Origin of the sequence: Microcoleus sp. B7-D4 (genome assembly GCF_036705125.1) — a bacterium.
Lineage (GTDB): Bacteria > Cyanobacteriota > Cyanobacteriia > Cyanobacteriales > Microcoleaceae > Microcoleus.
This window is the reverse complement of record NZ_JAUBTT010000044.1, coordinates 48,950-65,093: the sequence shown is the minus strand read 5'-3', so window position 1 is coordinate 65,093 and position 16,144 is coordinate 48,950. Positions and strand designations below refer to the sequence as shown.

Genomic DNA, 16,144 nt, shown 5'->3' with positions numbered 1-16,144 from the left:
TTTAGAAGGTTTTTTTAGTTATTTAGTAGTGCACAAATTTAGGTATTTGTCAAATTAATTTAGATGCGTTTACCCTGCTTCTCTGTTGTTAAAAATGGAGGGGTCGAAACCAACCGCGGTGACACGCTCGCTGTTATTGAAGGCGACCGCAATCTCAGTTTTAATTTATTACTAAAATCTCTTTCTTTTACATCTTTCCTTCGATAGAAATCTCGAAGCAGTTAAGGATTTACCTTTGGCTGCTGGGGAGTACGATCGCACATTCGCAAAATGGGCGATCGCACTTTTGTGTTTGCCCTAAAAATAATAAAACAGGCTTAACAATAATTAACTTGACATAGTGAGTTAGTAGAGTTAGTTATAGTGGGTCAAGTTTAATCGACAAGTAAGCAGACTAAGCTTGGAGAAATAATTATGACTAATTATGAGATTTTTGACGAACCATACTACCTTTCCCAATATCCTTGGGTGAAACCGGCTATTGATGCAGGAATTATAAAATCCGGCAGAGAACACTTTGAAAAGTTCGGTCAAGCCGGTGGCCTCACAAAAATATCGCGGTACTTTGACGAAGCTACTTACCTTGCCGGCAATCCAGACATCACACCCTTTGTCCGCACTCCCAACAACCCAAACGTGCCTTTTGCGACGGGCTTAGACCACTTTATCCAATACGGTTACGAAGAGGGTCGATCGCGCGTATCGCCAAATTATGACGAAGCATTTTATGTAGCAACTAACCGAGATTCGCGGTCGTTTATTGAGAATAACTTTAAAAGTGGCTACCAGCACTTCATTCAATTCGGCGGCTTCAGCAATGGTACTTCTTTCTATGAAACAGTATACTTAAATAGAAACCGTGATATTGGACCTCTTGTCTACTCTGGAGCTTTGACAACTGGTCGGGAACACTACTTCAATTTCGGAAAAAACGAGCCAAACAGGACTGCTACTTTTATCGGAACTTCCGGCAATGACACCCTCACTGGTATAGGAGTGGGGAATGTCGAATTAGTTGGAGTAACAAGCTCTGCAGGCTTTGGCGCCGGAGTGTCTGGAAGTGACGGCAGCAACGAATTCGATACTCTCATTGGCGGACCCGGCGCCGATACATTCGTGTTAGCGCAGCCTGTATATACCAGTAGAGTGTTTGTGATTGGATATAAATCTTTCTACCTTGGACCGGGTTTTGCTACAATTCAAAACTTTACCCAAGGTCAGGATACGATCCAGCTCGGCTCTACATCATTCGATAAATACATTGTGTTTCCCATCAACAATAATCGAGATTTAGCAATCCAAACAAACGGCTTGCCGTTCTTTACACCAAATGGAGGCGACCAACTTAGTTATGGTGATACGATCGCAGTTATTGAAGGTGGCGGAAATCTAAAGTTGAATTTATTACCTTCAGAATATAGTTGGTCAACTTCTTTAATTGGGTAGAAATCTCGCAGCTATTCAGGATTTGCTTGATCGCTGCTGGGGAGTACGATAATTAATTGTACCATCCAGAAACCGGGTTTCTCGAATAAACCCGGTTTCTAAGTCTTTAATGCCGATCGCGCGCTAGCTTCAAAACCTCAACCGCATCTTTGTGGCCCTCCGAAGACGCCCAAATTAACGCAGTCCAAGTATTATTATCATACGCTTTGATATCAGCTCCTTTATCAATTAAAAATTCCACAACTTGAGTGCGCCCGCTACCTGCAGCACTCATCAAAGCCGTCAAACCAAAATTAGTTTTAGCATTCACATCCGCTCCCGCCTCCAGCAAAAGCTGTACAATCTCGGTATGTCCGGCAGCAGCGGCACTCATTAACGGCGTCCACCCGTCATTATCTTGACTGTTGGGCCCGGCACCTGCAGCCAGCAATTTTTTGACGATCGCCGAATTGCCAGCCTCAGCCGCAGCCGTCAAAGCCGTCCCGCCTTCCTCATCTTTAGCATTGATATCTGCACACTGTTCGATCGCACTTTCTACAGCCGCAACATCACCCGTCTTGACGGCATCAATTAAATCTGTCATAAATTCTCCCTTGTATCCTCTCAAATATTAAATCCTATGACAGTCGATATTTTAATCCTCTCCAACGGCCCCGGAGAATTGGCAACTTGGGTGCGTCCCGTCGTGCAAGCTTTGCGCCAGCAATTGGCAAACGCGGGTACTCAAGCGCGGATCTCTGTGGTGCTGTCCCCCTGTCCGCACGCCACCGGGAAAGAAGCGCAAATCGCATCTTCCTACCCAGAAGTTGACCGAGTGCAAGCACCGGAGCATTTTTTTCCATTCTTATTGTCGGGCAAAACGGCTGAAAATTGGGATTGGTATGAAACGGGAGTTGTTTTGTTTTTAGGCGGCGATCAATTTTTTACGGTTGTTATTGGCAAAAGGCTAAAATATCGCACTGTTATTTATGCTGAATGGGACGCGCGGTGGTATCGCTGGATTGATAAATTTGCGGCGATGAAACCAGAAGTTTTTGCTAAAATTCCCCAAAAATATGCTAAGAAATTTACAGTTGTCGGAGATTTGATCGCGGAAGTAGGGAACGGGAAATCGGGCAGGGCGGGCACGGGGGCACCGCCCCTACGGAAAATAGAATTAATTGGATTGTTGCCCGGTTCTAAAGCGGCCAAATTAGCTTTAGGTGTACCGTTATGTTTGTCGATCGCCCAATCTATCCATCGCCTCCGCCCTGAAACTCGCTTTGTAATTCCCGTTGCTCCTACCTTAGATGTGCAAACTCTAGCACGTTTTGCCGACCCAAAACACAATCCTTGCCTGCATTTATTTGAGAACGCCAGCGCCGAACTTCATTTAACAGAAACGCCGTTTTTGCAGACAGCAAATAAGTTGCAAGTAGAACTTTGGACGCAGACGCCAGCTTACGATTTGCTATCAGAATGCAGCCTGTGTTTAACTACTGTGGGAGCGAATACTGCCGAATTGGGTTCGTTAGCTGTACCCATGATTGTTTTGATTCCGACGCAGCAATTGGATGCGATGAAAGCTTGGGATGGTTTGCCGGGATTGCTGGCAAATTTGCCGTTAGTCGGTTCAGTTTTTGCGACGGTGATTAATTGGCTTATCTGGCAATTGGGAAAGGGAAAGCTTTATGCTTGGCCGAATATTTGGGCACAGGAGGAGATTGTGCCGGAGTTGATTGGGAAGCTGGAACCAGAAGTAATTGCTCAATTGGCGATCGACTATTTGAGCCATCCTGATAAATTAGCACAAATGGGCGATCGTTTGCGTGCGGTTCGAGGAGAATCGGGGGCGGCGAAAAAAATTGCTGAATTGGTTTGTGAAGAAATTGAGGTGCAATAATCAATAAAACCTCGTAGGGGCGGGTTCACCAACAATCTCTGACTGTAATTCATAATCTAAATAAACCCGCCCCCGCCCAACAGTAAATATCAATCTGCATTATTCCCGTATTTTATAAATAAAATAGGAAATAATTTGATTTGTATCGTAGGGGCGGGTTCACCACAAATCTCTGACGGTAATTCACGATCTAAATAAACCCGCCCCCCCAACTCAATCTGCATTATTCCCGTATTTTATAAATAAAGGTTGATACAGGCTATTAGTTGGGTGGGGGCGGGTTTTTGAGATTGTCGGTTTTTGGCAATTATTGTTGGTGAACCCGCCCCTACAGGAACTTAACCTCGATTTCAATTTAACTTCACTGACTGACAGAGCCTTTCCCGAAAAACTTAGGCGGTGCTGCCATAGTGTAAACTTCGGTTTCAGCGGCAATTACCTGCCGCAAGTGACCGGGAACTTGCATCAATCCCAACAGCGTAATCCCATCCAACATCCGCAACCCGCCAGTTGTTTTCTCGGCGAGTAATTTGTCAGTAACTTCGGGTTCGGGGCGCGTATTTATTTCTTGATTAGAAGCTATGGCGAAACCCCAAGGAGCTCCATAAGTAGAAATAAAGCTGGTGCAGGATTGAACATTGGGGAAAACAGATTTCAGGGTATTTACAATGCGAGCGTGCATTTTCATTTCTGCCGGAGAAACTGGACCCGCTTGCACTACGAAATATCCGTTAGGTGACATTACCTTGCGAACTTTCTCAAAATACTCTTTGGTAAACAACTGGAAAGATGGGCCTTCTTCAATGGGATCGGACAAGTCAGAAATGACAATATCCCAATCATTGTCAGTGTTATCTAAATAGTCCAAAGCATCGCCGATTACTACTTCGCAGCGGGGGTCGTCAAAGGCATTTTGGTGCATTTCGGGCAGGTGTTCGCGGCAAGCTTCTACTACTTCGCCGTCAATGTCGATCATCACGACTTTTTCAACTGTTTTCCAGCGCAGCACTTCTCTAATTGTAGCTCCTTCTCCGCCGCCGAGAACGAGGACTTTTTTGGGTGAACCGTGACAAATCATCGCTGGGTGCACCAGGGGTTCGTGGTACAGAAACTCGTCGCCTGTACAAGATTGCCACTTACCGTCTAAAACTAAGCCTTTCCCGTAGGTACCGGTTTGAACTACGTACATTTCTTGATAGGCAGTTTTTTTGTAAGCGAGCACGGCGATGACGCCGTGAACGTAAATATCCCAAGGGGTAATGTACTCGCTCATCCAAAAGTCTGCACGAACTTCGCTACCTGACATCAATTACTCTCCAAATATAAACTGCTGTGTCGATGTTGTCACAAGTAGTAGTTATTAGCACAAAATGGTGCGGGTGTGTGAGTACGATCGACACATTAAAGTGAGATTTCTCAGCAATGGTATAGTGTGATTGCGTTCTGGGATAGAGCAAGTGGCTTGGTACTTGAGATTGCTTGTGGGATCTCGCGCGTCCCGTCGAGATCACTTTTCCCGTAGCCCCCACTCGATCGCACTCACATTTAATATTTTCGCTTTGCCTTGCCGGCGGGTTTTGTACAAATGTTGTCTGAATCGGGCAATTTTTCGCGCTGGGCCCGCCTTTATAAGTTGGCGATCGACCTGCTTATTTATCAACAATCGGATGAAAACCCCGCAAATGCGAGAGGGGGAATAAAAGTAGCGATCGGTTTTAACCAGACTTGTTATTAATATCTTGACATTGAGAATCTATATTAGATAAGATTTTTAGACCTAGCAAAATAAAGGAAGTGTTAAATTCTTCTGACCAAATTGCCGAGGCGATGTGCGACGAAATTATCACTAGGTAAAGGGTGCAACTAAATTTCCTAATAAAACTGTTATGACACTATTTTTAGGTTCAAAATAATAGCCGATGGAACCAACAGACTGGGAAAACAGAATCAAAGAGCTGGAAAAGGAAAATCGAATCCTGCGGGAAAAACTTGAAACTTCGGAAACCGAACGCAGCCAATTACAAGCCCTTAATCAAAAAAAAGAATCTTTGCTAAAAAAGCTCACGCAGGAATTTAGAGATTCCGAAAATATTTTAAAAGCCAAAATGTCTACACTAGAAAAAGCTCTGGAAAACCAGCAAACAATGCAGCTCAAATTGATCGAAGCCGAAAAAATGTCGGCTTTGGGCATTTTGGTAGCTGGTATTGCCCACGAAATCAACAATCCCGTCAACTTCATCTACGGCAATATTACCTATGTCAATGACTACGCTGGCGACATTTTAACATTGCTAGCAATGTACCAGGATAGGTATCCCGAAACAGATGCAGAGATTGAAGCTTTTCTGGAAAAAATTGACATCGACTTTTTGCGCGAAGATTTGTTGAAAACTCTTTCGTCAATGAAAGTGGGTTCCGAGCGCATCCGCGAAATAGTGCTGACTTTACGCAACTTTGCGCGGGTAGATGAAGGTGAAAAAAAACCAGTTAACATTCACGAAGGAATTGACAGCACATTGTTAATTTTGCAGCATTTAACTAAAGAAAAGCCCGGTCATGCCGCTATTAGTGTTATTAAAGATTATGGAGATTTGCCCAAGGTCGAGTGTTATGCTGGGCAATTAAATCAGGTGTTTATGAACATCATTAATAATGCTGTTGATGCCCTGCGAGAGCGAGAGCAAAAGTCTTCACAGGAGGAGATAGAATCCAACCCTATCCAGATGAGCATTACTACTTCTATTATTTCCGGAAAATGGGCAAGAATTAGCATCAAAGATAATGGTATGGGAATGAATGAATCTGTAAAAGCGAAAATTTTCGATCCGTTTTTCACCACCAAACAAGTTGGTCACGGGACGGGTTTGGGATTGTCAATTAGCTATCAGATTGTTGTGGACAAACACGGCGGGAGGTTGGAGTGCATATCCGCAATTGGAGAAGGGACTGAATTCGCGATCGAGATTCCGATCGCCAATTCCCGCAGCTAAGAGCGATCGATCGAGCTAAACTGAGGGATAATGAAAACTCCCTTTGACCGCGGCTCCTCCTAGTTTGATGTGCAACCTTATGTCTACTGTCACTTTTGGTTTGTCAACCCCTATAGCGGCAGAGGCCGGGGCATCCTACGGCAGCAGCGAACCGCCACAGCGCCCCACCGTGCAAGCAGAGTGGATCGAGGTATTGGTGGACTCTCCTTTCAGGGTGGCGGGGGACTCCGCAGGGGAGGAAAACAAGTTATTTACCTATCGTTTACCTGCGGAACTTACCGTGCAACCAGGAGATATCTTGAGTGTACCCTTTGGCAGTCAACAGGTAGGGGCGATCGCAATTCGGTTCATTTCTCAACTGCCGCCCGACTTAGATCCGGCGCGGGTTAAAGATGTCGAAGATGTTGTCAGTGCGGGCTTTTTCCCGCCTAATTACTGGGAATTGCTCGATCGCACTGCCACCTATTATTGCACACCTTTAATTCAAGTAATTAGAGCCTCACTGCCGCCCGGTTTGTTAAGCCGTTCCGTGCGCCGAATTCGCTTAATTAAGGACGCAATTTCTCCGAATGCCGAAACATTTCTCAATCCGGCAGCGAGTCAAATTTTGCAATTGCTGCAAGCTCAAAAAAACGGCGATTACACTTGGCAATACCTCCAGCGACAAGTCAAGGGAAGTTATCGGGGATTGAAAGATTTATTGAAACGCGGTTGGGTAGAAAGTTATTTAGAACCTCCCAATCCTCCCAAACCACAACTCAAACCTGCAGTGACATTAATTGCTAGTGCATTTGTCACAGATTTAACCAAGCGGCAACAAGAAGTATTGGAAGTTTTGCGACGTGGCGGCGGTGAAATGTGGATGAACGATTTGCTGAGAATTTGCAGCGCGAGTTCTTCTGTTGTCAAAAATTTGGAACAAAAAGGTAGCGTTGTCATCGATCAAAGGGAAGTTCTCAGGGGCGATCGCGGAATTTCTCAATTGCCCGATGCACCGAAAACTTTAACTCATTTTCAAGCTCAAGCCTTAGCGTTTATTAACTCTTTTTCGGGATTTCGTCAAGTGCTGCTGCACGGCGTTACAGGTTCCGGGAAAACCGAAGTGTATTTGCAGGCGATCGCCCCAATCTTAGCCAGCGGCAAATCCGCCCTCGTACTCGTTCCCGAAATCGGTTTGACACCGCAACTTACAGACAGATTCCGAGCCCGTTTTGGCGAGCAAATTTGCGTGTACCACAGCGCCCTATCCGACGGCGAACGTTACGATACATGGCGTCAGATGCTGACTGGAACCCCGCAAATTGTCATCGGCACGCGATCGGCCATTTTTGCGCCTTTACCTCACCTCGGCTTAATTATCCTCGATGAAGAACACGACAGCAGCTTCAAACAAGACCAACCAGCCCCCTGCTACCATGCCCGCACCGTTGCCAAATGGCGCGCCGAATTAGAAAATTGTCCCTTAATTTTAGGTTCCGCAACGCCAGCTTTAGAGACTTTTGTCGGGACGCGCCGAGATTATTACTCGTTACCAAATATCCATTATTTATCATTGCCCGATCGCATTTATTCCCGCCCGATGCCGCCTGTGGAAATAGTCGATATGCGCCAAGAATTGCGGCAAGGAAACCGCTCCATTTTCAGCGTCTCCCTGCAAAACGCGCTGGAACAATTGCAGGCAAGACAACAGCAAGGTATCCTGTTTATTCACAGAAGAGGACACAGTACCTTTGTGTCTTGTCGGAGTTGCGGCTATGTGATGGAATGCCCGAATTGCGATGTTTCCCTGTCTTATCACCACGTCGGCGAAGGAACAGCAGAAATATTGCGGTGTCACTACTGCAACCACACGGAACGACACCCCCAAAACTGCCCGGATTGCAGTTCTCCTTACTTCAAAAACTTTGGTAGTGGCACTCAGCGAGTCGAACAGGAATTAACGAGATTGTTTCCAGAATTGCGGGCTATTCGGTTTGACAGCGATACGACTAGAAATAAGGGCGACCACCGCAGATTGTTAACGCAATTTGCTAATGGGGAAGCTGACATTTTGTTGGGTACGCAAATGCTGACGAAAGGGTTAGATTTAGCTGGAGTAACATTGGTGGGAGTTGTGTCTGCTGATGGGTTGCTAAACTTATCCGATTATCGGGCAAGCGAACGAGCTTTTCAAACATTAACTCAAGTCGCGGGCCGTGCAGGCAGAGGTGATGATCCGGGGCGGGTAATTATTCAAACTTACACTCCAGAACATCGGGTTATTCAAGCAGTTAGGCGGCACGAATATGCGGATTTTGTGGAAACAGAATTAGCAGAAAGAGCAGCGCTGAATTATCCACCTTCGGGGCGGCTGGTATTGTTGCGATTGAGCAGTGTAGATGCGGCGGAAGTGGCGGTGACGGCGGTACAATTAGCGTCTGTTTGTCAGGAGTATATTGAGCGATTGTCTGTACCGGGGTGTGAGTTGTTGGGGCCTGCACCTGCGGCGATTATGCGGGTGGCAAATCGCTATCGGTGGCAGATTTTGCTGAAGTTGCCTTTGGATGAGTCGGTGGATTTGTCGGATTTGATCGGATTGCGCGATCGCACGCCGCGTTCTGTTAGTTTAACTATTGATGTCGATCCGTTGAATTTTGGTTGATTGGTGGGGCTACAGGCCGTTGTAGGGGCGGGTTTCACCAACAATCTATGTCGGAAACCAACAATATAATAAACCCGCCCCCACGAACACGACAAATCCGAATCTACATTTTTTGAATTCGATCGAACATCAGGTTAATCTGGGTTATGGGTTGGTGGGGGCGGGTTTTTATAGATTGTTTGTCAGCTTCAAATATTGTTGGTAAAACCCGCCCCTACAGCCCATCGTAGGGGCGGGTTTTACCAACCATTTATGTCATAAATCAACAATATAATAAACCCGCCCCCACCGAACGAACAACTGTTTTATGGAAACAAAATTATGAAATACGATCGTAACAAACACCACCGCCGCTCAATTCGCCTGCCAGGATATGATTATAGGACTCCCGGTGCGTATTTTATCACTATTTGCAGTTGGCAGCGCGAATGTTTATTCGGCGACGTTATTAATGATCAAATGCAATTGAGTCCCTATGGGAAAACTGTTTTATTCAATAGGAGCATTCTTCCCAAACGTTACCCAAACGTAGCATTAGACAATTTTATTGTGATGCCAAATCACGTTCATGGAATTATTGTTTTGAAAGGCAGCCCCGAAATAAATTCTACAGAATCCGATAAATTTGGCCTGATAAAATCAAAAATCCATCCTTTGTCGGAAATTGTGCGGGGTTTAAAAACATCTTCGGCGCGGCGAATTAACCAAATGCGATATTTGACAAGCATATCGGTGTGGCAGCGGGGTTATTACGAACATATCATCCGCAATGAAGAATCATTAGTTGCCATTCGTGAATATATTGTTAATAATCCTTTATTGTGGGGAAAAGATGAATTGTATCCTCATAATTCAGTCAAAATTAATGAATCTAGTCCGCTGGCGATCGAATGGAATGGCAAATCTTATATACAGTCGATCGTCCTCTAATATTAGGTCGATCGATTCGTAGGGGCGGGTTTCACCAACCATCTCTGCCATAAACCAACAATATAAAAAACCCGCCCCCCCCCAACGACAAATCCAAATGTACCAATGCGTAGGGGCGGGTTTCACCAACCATCTCTGCCATAAACCCACAATATAATAAACCCGCCCCCCCAACGAGAAATCCAAATGTACCGATTCGTAGGGGCGGGTTTCACCAACCATCTCTGCCATAAACCAACAATATAACAAACCCGCCCCCCCCAACGAGAAATCCAAATGAACCGATTCGTAGGGGCGGGTTTCACCAACCATCTCTGTCATAAACCCACAATATAATAAACCCGCCCCCTACCTTTTTGGGCTGCTCTCAAACATCACGTTAATCTGGGTTATTTGTTGGGTGGGGGCGGGTTTTTATAGATTGTTTGTGAGCCTCAAATATTGTTGGTAAAACCCGCCCCTACAGGCATAATAAATTATCGGAATTTATTCACGAAAATCATCCCAAATCGAGAGATTTGTAGGGGCGGGTTTCACCAATAATAATTGCCTAAAATCCATAATCTCGTAAACCCGCCCCCACCCAAAGGTAAATCGCAATCTACCTCTTTCAAGGTACAAAGGGCGGGTTTACAATATTTTTGGTTTTTAAATCAAAATCTTGGCGAACCCGCCCTTACGGGCCTAATAAATTATCGGAAATCAAACAATCTCGATCGACTCACACCTACCAACTAAGGCAAATCAGTGCTCCCCATCAGATAAAGGTCGCACTCCCGGGCCACGCCGCGCCCTTCATTAATCGCCCAAACCACCAAACTTTGTCCCCGGCGACAGTCCCCAGCCGCAAAAACTCCCGGAATGCTGGTTGTATATTTTTCGTGCTCGGCTTTCACGTTGCTGCGCGCGTCGCGTTCCAATCCCAGCGCATCCAGCAAGGGCTGTTCCGGGCCGAGGAAGCCCATCGCTAGCAAGACAAGCTGTGCGGGCAACACTTTTTCCGTGCCCGGGATGTGGTTCGGAATGAACTGCCCTTTCTCGTTTTTCGCCCACTCCACCTCAACGGTGTGCACAGCTTTGACATTGCCGTTTTCGTCGCCCTCGAACTTTGTCGCCGTGGTGAGATAGCCGCGGGGGTCGTCGCCGAATTTGGCTGCGGCTTCTTCTTGGCCGTAGTCGAGACGGTAGACTTTTGGCCATTCCGGCCAGGGATTGTTGGCCGCCCGTTCCGACGGCGGTTTGGGCAGGATTTCTAGCTGTACCAGGCTTTTGCAGCCGTGGCGGATGGAGGTGCCCACGCAGTCGGTGCCGGTGTCGCCGCCGCCGATGATCACGATATCTTTGCCTTCGGCGGAGATGAAGTTATCGTTGGTGCTCTTGTCTAAAACTGCTTTGGTGTTTGCTGTCAGGAAGTCCATTGCGAAGTGGATGCCTTTTAATTCCCGGCCGGGGATGCCTAAGTCGCGGGGTTTGGTGGCGCCGGTACAGAGCACAACGGAGTCGTATTCTTTTAGCAGTTGTTCGGCTGGTAAGTCTTTGCCGACTTCGGTGTTGCAGACGAATGTCACGCCTTCGTCTTCGAGGACTTTGAGGCGGCGCATTACGACTTGTTCTTTGTCTAGCTTCATGTTGGGGATGCCATACATTAGCAGGCCGCCTGGTCGATCGGCTCTTTCGTATACTGTTACCCAATGACCGGCTTTATTTAGTTGCGCGGCGGCGGACAAACCTGCGGGCCCGGAACCGATGACGGCGATTTTTTTGCCGGTGCGTTTGGCGGGTGGTTCGGCAGTAACCCAGCCTTCATCCCAGCCTTTGTCGATAATTGCGGCTTCGATGTTTTTAATCGTCACCGGCGGGTTGTTGATGCCGAGCACGCAAGCGCCTTCGCAGGGTGCGGGACAGACGCGGCCGGTGAATTCGGGGAAGTTGTTAGTTTTGTGGAGTCTGTCGAGGGCTTCTTTCCAGAGTCCGCGATATACTAGGTCGTTCCATTCGGGGATGAGGTTGTTAATCGGGCAACCGCTGGCCATGCCACTGATAATTGTCCCCGTGTGGCAAAACGGAATGCCGCAATCCATGCAGCGCGCGCCTTGGGTGCGGAGTTTGTCCTCATCCATCGGTAGGTGAAATTCGTCCCAGTTGTGGACTCTCTCGACTGGTGAGAGTTCGGAGGGCAATTCGCGCAAGAATTCGATAAAGCCTGTTGGTTTTCCCATAGTGGTGTTCTGGTTAGAATTTACTATTCTGGTAGTTTGTCAAAGCTGAAGCCTGTATGCTTATGAACTAACTATTGTCATATAAATTGTGGGCGATCGCACCTCAGATTGAGCAATTTGTACATGAAATCTTTAATATCGCCGGGAGTCGGGGAATTGTTGGCTGCGGTAAAATATAGATACATCGACAGCAAAGAAACCGGGTTTTTTACGGAGATTAAAGGTTTTAAAGGTGATGATGCAGTATTTTCGTCCATCGGGAGCATCTCACCTTTGCAGCCCTCCGCTAGAAATTGGAGTTTTGAGGCAGGAGGCAGAAGGAAAGAGGCAGAAGGAAAGAGGCAGAAGGAAGGAGCCAGAAGGAAGGAGCCAGAAGAAGTATTTTTACAAATATGAGATGCTCCCCGTCCATCAAACCCGGTTTCTACGTAATTTCCGCATGGCTTATTCTCCGACGATCGCATTTACCGATAATCCCACATCTGGAAACCCTCGCGGGTTAACTCGGACGGCCCGCCAGCGTCAACTTTCAAGCGCCGTTCCCATCAGGAGGGCTCGAAATACAATACAAAAAGTTACAGGCCTTGCCAAATATTAATTTCAGGATATACTACTGTAAATCGGTCAGATATATGGAGTTAATACCGTCAACTCCTAAAATAGGTACACAAAGTCATGAGCATTACAATTGAGAACGTATCGAAACACTTCGGCTCCTTCCACGCCATTGACAACGTGAGTTTGAAAATAAACAACGGCTCTCTAGTCGCGCTTTTAGGGCCTTCCGGTTCGGGGAAATCGACTCTGCTGAGGATGATTGCGGGACTCGAACCGCCAGACAGCGGTCATATTTACTTGATCGGCGAGGATGCTACTCAGCAGTCGGTGCAGGAACGGCATATCGGTTTTGTGTTTCAGCACTACGCTTTGTTCAAACACATGAGTATTCGGAAAAATATTGCTTTTGCAATGGAAATTCGCAAAGTTCCTAAAAACTCTATTAGCAAGCGGGTTGATGAACTTTTGGATTTAGTGCAGTTGACAGGTTTGGGCGATCGCTATCCTTCGCAACTTTCCGGCGGCCAGCGGCAGCGGGTGGCTTTGGCGAGAGCTCTAGCAGTTCAACCAAAAGTGCTGCTGCTAGACGAACCTTTTGGAGCATTAGATGCTAAAGTCCGCAAAGAATTGCGATCGTGGCTGCACAACCTTCACAAAGAAGTTAACATCACCACAGTTTTTGTGACTCACGACCAAGAAGAAGCTATGGAAGTAGCCGATGAAATTGTGGTAATGAACAAAGGTAGAGTCGAACAAGTTGGCACTCCTGCTGAAATTTACGACAAACCGGCATCAGCTTTTGTGATGAGTTTTATTGGGCCGGTCAATGTGCTGTCGAATGCTGCAGGTTTGTTCGCCAGCAACGCCACAACGGCTCGCAATAATGGAGCCGCTCATTCGGACGTAGTGTTTTTGCGCCCCCACGACGTGGAAATTAAAACTAAGCCAGAGTCGGGTTTTTCATTAGCAAAAGTCAGTCGCATCATTCATTTAGGGCGGGAAATACAAACCGAGTTAGTGTTAGAATCCGAGCAGGTAGTAACAGCTTACGTGAGTCGCGAGCGCTTCGATTCTCTACAGTTAAAGCGAGATCAGCAAGTTTACGTCAAGCCCAAACACGCGATGACTTTCCCTGCTTATTCAATTTAAATCAGCGGCTGCATCTTACTCAAAATACTATTGGGGAGCTTCTACAAAACACTGCTGCCACATCGTTACCAGGCTCGTGCCTGGTAATGCTGTCTCGTGGCTCTCCATCGGAGGCAGAGCCTCCTGAAATTCATTCCCAGGCAGAGCCTGGGAACGAGAAAATGGGCAGAGCCTGAGAACCAGAAAACGAGAAAAACTAGAAATCTCAGGCAGAGCCTGGGACGGAGAACTAGAAACAAGATAGGTGAAGAATATGACTGCTAACAACTTCTTGAATTTAGCAACTAGCACTTTACTTAGTTATCGCCGTTACATCCAGGCAGGATTAACACTTTGTGCAGGATTAGGGCTGTCTGCGATCGCTTCTTCAGTCGCGTACAATTGGGAATATAAATCCATGCAAGCCGAACTGCAAGACCGCCTGGACAAAATAGCTACAGACATTCAGAAAGATGTTAGCGGTAATTTAGAAATCATTCGGGCTGCGGGAGCATTTTACAGCGTATTTGACGGCGTTAAAAAACCCGAAATGAAGACATTTGTTGGTTCTGCCCTCTACCGCCATCCGAGCCTGAAGGCGATCGCTTGGCTGCCGCGTTTTTCAGGCTCTCCGCAATTTATGACAGAGGAAATAGCTTTAAGCTTAGATTTAACTGCCAACCGGCTAGCGTTAGAAAACGCCACAAAAAGACAAGAAATTATCGCGACAGATCGCCAAAAATTGCCCTCAGAAAATCACCCTGGCGTCTTCGTCTTCCTGCCAATTTTTAGTCCAACTTATCCGGGCGATACCGCCGACTTCCCGGAAAATTTAGCTGCTACAGAACCAGAAAATTTGAAAGGTTTTGCTTTCGGAATTTTGCTCGTTGATGCTATTGTTAAATCCGCTTTGCAGGAAAATCAGCTCAACTTTGTTAATGTGTATCTTCAAGATGCTATGGCTCCTGAATCAGAAAAATTTCTTGCCTTTTACGAAGCGAAGACAAAAAGGATAATTACCGACGAAAATATCAAAAATCAACTCCAGCTTGGGGAAAGAGCTTACTGCCCAGACGGCAGCAGTTGCACCCGCATTATCAATATTGAAAATCGCAGGTGGTTGCTGCAACTACGGCTAACGCCAGAGTACATTAATCCTCTTAATTTTGGGCGTTCTTTGACTGTTTTAATTTTTGGGATAGTCTTGACTTTTGCGGCGACCATTTATCTAATGTGCTTGTTAGATTATACCGAAAAAATTGAAAAAGTAGCCGGAGAACGCACGGCTAAATCTCAAGAGCTAGAGCAAACTTTGCAAGAGTTGCAGCAAACTCAAGCTCAACTGATTCAGCAGGAAAAAATGTCTAGTTTGGGTTTATTAGTTGCTGGTGTAGCCCACGAAGTTAACAATCCTATTAATTTTATTTACGGCAATATCCACCACGCCCGCGAATATACTAGGGATTTGTTGGAGTTAATAGAACTCTACCAAAAACACTATTTATACCCTCCCTTGGAAATTTCACAGCATTTACGAAATATTGAGTTTGACTTTCTGTGCGATGATTTGCCGGAAGTGCTGTCATCGATGAAAATAGGAGCCGAGCGCATTGTTCAAATCGTCCAATCTTTGCGGAATTTCTCTCGCTTAGACGAAAGCGAAATGAAACCTGTCAACATCCATGAAGGCATTGACAGCACTCTGCTAATTCTGCAAAGTCGCCTGAAAGCTACAGCCGATCGCCCGCCGATCGAGATTGTTAAAAACTACAGCAATTTACCTTTAGTAGAGTGCTATGCCGGACAATTAAATCAGGTGTTCATGAATATTCTGGCTAATGCGATCGACGCCCTTGAGAGTTACAACCTCGATCGCGGGCCCAAAGCAGCGAAAGCTAATCCGATCGCGATCGCCATAACCACAGAATATTCCATCCCGGATAAAATAATTGTGCGGATATCTGACAACGGCCCCGGTATGGCAGAAAATGTCAAAAAACGGCTGTTTGACCCGTTTTTTACTACTAAACCTGTGGGAAAAGGGACAGGATTGGGACTGTCAATCAGCTATAAAATTGTCGTAGAAAAGCACAAGGGTATGCTGCGCTGCGATTCGACACCGGGATTGGGGACGGAATTCTCGATCGAGATTCCGCTGCGGCAAGAAGTCAGACAAGCTGTACCGTTTGTTTCGCGGAAAATATCCGAGGCAGCTTAGAAAGGGCTGGGGAAAGAAAAATTTTTTTCTCATTAACTACTGTAATTCGGTCGGATTATAGTATTATAAGTAAGAATGCCACAACCAATACTGCTTTATGCAGCTTAAACCGTCGGCACTGCCGATACTGTA

The 16,144-nt window shown here is 46.2% G+C and carries 11 protein-coding genes; 8 read left to right on the top strand and 3 right to left on the bottom strand.

Annotation, left to right across the window (positions count from 1 at the left end):
- Positions 1–414: 414 nt before the first annotated feature.
- Positions 415–1,446 (top strand): calcium-binding protein, encoded by a 1,032-nt coding sequence (locus QUB12_RS18685; RefSeq protein ID WP_333143106.1) that lies wholly within the window; start codon positions 415–417, stop codon positions 1,444–1,446.
- Between the two features lie 106 nt (positions 1,447–1,552).
- Here QUB12_RS18685 and QUB12_RS18680 read toward each other — a convergent pair whose 3' ends face one another.
- Complete coding sequence (locus QUB12_RS18680) at positions 1,553–2,029, bottom strand: ankyrin repeat domain-containing protein (protein WP_333143105.1); 477 nt, start codon at positions 2,027–2,029, stop codon at positions 1,553–1,555.
- Positions 2,030–2,065: 36 nt separating this feature from the next.
- Here QUB12_RS18680 and QUB12_RS18675 point away from each other — a divergent pair, with 36 nt between their 5' ends.
- Positions 2,066–3,328, top strand: a complete 1,263-nt coding sequence (locus QUB12_RS18675; protein WP_333143104.1) for a lipid-A-disaccharide synthase — start codon at positions 2,066–2,068, stop codon at positions 3,326–3,328.
- 361 nt (positions 3,329–3,689) lie between these two features.
- Here the strand turns inward: QUB12_RS18675 and QUB12_RS18670 are convergent, their stop codons facing one another.
- The gene (locus QUB12_RS18670) at positions 3,690–4,634 is read right to left on the bottom strand and encodes a fused MFS/spermidine synthase (RefSeq protein WP_333143103.1); all 945 of its coding nucleotides are present in this window, start codon (positions 4,632–4,634) and stop codon (positions 3,690–3,692) included.
- A 613-nt stretch (positions 4,635–5,247) separates the two neighbouring features.
- Between QUB12_RS18670 and QUB12_RS18665 the strand changes: the two genes are divergently transcribed.
- The 3 genes from QUB12_RS18665 (at position 5,248) to QUB12_RS18655 (ending at position 9,889) form a co-directional block, all read left to right on the top strand.
- Positions 5,248–6,318, top strand: coding sequence for an ATP-binding protein (locus tag QUB12_RS18665; RefSeq protein ID WP_333143101.1), 1,071 nt, complete (start codon positions 5,248–5,250; stop codon positions 6,316–6,318).
- Between the two features lie 79 nt (positions 6,319–6,397).
- Positions 6,398–8,959 (top strand): primosomal protein N', encoded by a 2,562-nt coding sequence (gene priA, locus QUB12_RS18660; protein WP_333143100.1) that lies wholly within the window; start codon positions 6,398–6,400, stop codon positions 8,957–8,959.
- 321 nt (positions 8,960–9,280) lie between these two features.
- A complete protein-coding gene (locus QUB12_RS18655) occupies positions 9,281–9,889 on the top strand; it encodes a transposase (protein ID WP_333143099.1) in 609 nt (202 codons plus the stop codon).
- 734 nt (positions 9,890–10,623) lie between these two features.
- On the opposite strand, the gene gltD is transcribed toward QUB12_RS18655, so the two are convergent.
- Positions 10,624–12,108: a glutamate synthase small subunit gene (gene gltD / locus QUB12_RS18650; protein ID WP_333143098.1), complete on the bottom strand. Its 1,485-nt coding sequence runs from the start codon at positions 12,106–12,108 to the stop codon at positions 10,624–10,626.
- Between the two features lie 123 nt (positions 12,109–12,231).
- Here gltD and QUB12_RS18645 point away from each other — a divergent pair, with 123 nt between their 5' ends.
- The 3 genes from QUB12_RS18645 (at position 12,232) to QUB12_RS18635 (ending at position 16,012) form a co-directional block, all read left to right on the top strand.
- Positions 12,232–12,504, top strand: a complete 273-nt coding sequence (locus tag QUB12_RS18645; RefSeq protein WP_333143097.1) for a hypothetical protein — start codon at positions 12,232–12,234, stop codon at positions 12,502–12,504.
- 279 nt (positions 12,505–12,783) lie between these two features.
- On the top strand, positions 12,784–13,815 hold the full coding sequence (locus tag QUB12_RS18640; protein ID WP_333102724.1) for a sulfate/molybdate ABC transporter ATP-binding protein: 1,032 nt from the start codon (positions 12,784–12,786) through the stop codon (positions 13,813–13,815).
- Between the two features lie 253 nt (positions 13,816–14,068).
- Complete coding sequence (locus QUB12_RS18635; RefSeq protein ID WP_333307955.1) at positions 14,069–16,012, top strand: ATP-binding protein; 1,944 nt, start codon at positions 14,069–14,071, stop codon at positions 16,010–16,012.
- Positions 16,013–16,144 lie beyond the last annotated feature (132 nt).

Bases quoted from the DNA above. Each gene is read 5' to 3' on its own strand.
- QUB12_RS18655 (WP_333143099.1), top strand. From the start codon at position 9,281: ATGAAATACGATCGTAACAAACACCACCGCCGCTCAATTCGCCTGCCA.
- QUB12_RS18685 (WP_333143106.1), top strand. From the start codon at position 415: ATGACTAATTATGAGATTTTTGACGAACCATACTACCTTTCCCAATAT.
- QUB12_RS18675 (WP_333143104.1), top strand. From the start codon at position 2,066: ATGACAGTCGATATTTTAATCCTCTCCAACGGCCCCGGAGAATTGGCA.
- QUB12_RS18640 (WP_333102724.1), top strand. From the start codon at position 12,784: ATGAGCATTACAATTGAGAACGTATCGAAACACTTCGGCTCCTTCCAC.
- QUB12_RS18665 (WP_333143101.1), top strand. From the start codon at position 5,248: ATGGAACCAACAGACTGGGAAAACAGAATCAAAGAGCTGGAAAAGGAA.
- QUB12_RS18645 (WP_333143097.1), top strand. From the start codon at position 12,232: ATGAAATCTTTAATATCGCCGGGAGTCGGGGAATTGTTGGCTGCGGTA.
- QUB12_RS18680 (WP_333143105.1), bottom strand. From the start codon at position 2,029: ATGACAGATTTAATTGATGCCGTCAAGACGGGTGATGTTGCGGCTGTA.
- priA (WP_333143100.1), top strand. From the start codon at position 6,398: ATGTCTACTGTCACTTTTGGTTTGTCAACCCCTATAGCGGCAGAGGCC.
- gltD (WP_333143098.1), bottom strand. From the start codon at position 12,108: ATGGGAAAACCAACAGGCTTTATCGAATTCTTGCGCGAATTGCCCTCC.
- QUB12_RS18670 (WP_333143103.1), bottom strand. From the start codon at position 4,634: ATGTCAGGTAGCGAAGTTCGTGCAGACTTTTGGATGAGCGAGTACATT.
- QUB12_RS18635 (WP_333307955.1), top strand. From the start codon at position 14,069: ATGACTGCTAACAACTTCTTGAATTTAGCAACTAGCACTTTACTTAGT.